This is a genomic window from Oleiphilus sp. HI0066, assembly GCF_001635725.1.
Map to the genome: position 1 here is coordinate 1 of NZ_LWFH01001514.1, position 871 is coordinate 871.

Genomic DNA, 871 nt, shown 5'->3' on the forward strand with positions numbered 1-871 from the left:
TACTAATGGTTTTAACATCACATTCACAACTCGGCGAAACGGCTCATGCAACAGGGCTTTGGCTAGAAGAGTTCACAACCCCGTACTACACATTCAAAGATGCTGGCGCTGATATCGTTATCGCGTCACCTAAAGGCGGGGCAGCGCCGATTGATCCGAGCAGCACTAATCCAGAAGCACAAACCGAAACAACTGAGCGTTACTATCAAGACGAAGGCTTACAAGAACTCATCGCTAACACTCAAGTATTGACCGATATGGATGCAGAAAACTTTGATGCGATTTTTTATCCAGGCGGCCACGGCCCTTTATGGGATCTCGCCAATGACGAGAAATCGATTTCTTTGATTGAAACATTCTGGAATCAAGAGAAACCTATTGGCGCCGTATGCCATGGCCCCGCTGTTTTTAAATCAACCAAAGATGAATCTGGACAATACATTGTGTCTGGTCGAAAAGTGACGGGGTTTTCTGATAGCGAAGAGGCAGCAGTAGAGCTAAGTGAGGTCGTACCATTTTCTGTAGAAGAAATGCTCAAAGCAAATGGCGGTATATACTCGGCGAAAGAAAACTGGCAAGAACACATTGAAGTGGATGGTTTGCTAGTGACAGGCCAAAACCCGGGATCTTCGCACGCAACTGCAGACGCGCTTTTAAACTTGTTGAAGTAGCCTGTACAGCACGCTATCCAGTAAACCGATAGCGTGCTTATCTATTTTTAAGCTCACAGCGATCGTTCTGGTATCGCATTGAAAACTTCTTTATCTATCGAACGCAAACGCAAATCACGTTGAGGAAATGGTATTTCAATCTCGTACTCACTGAGTTTGGTTTCGATCTCCCACAAATACATACCAATTGGGTGCTTATC

Annotated in this window: 1 protein-coding gene; it reads left to right on the plus strand. The window is 45.0% G+C overall.

Annotated elements, in window-relative coordinates; all coding sequences use genetic code 11:
* A partial coding sequence (locus A3738_RS23595; RefSeq protein ID WP_068763901.1) for a type 1 glutamine amidotransferase domain-containing protein occupies positions 1 to 671 on the plus strand: 671 nt, incomplete at its 5' end.
* Positions 672 to 871 lie beyond the last annotated feature (200 nt).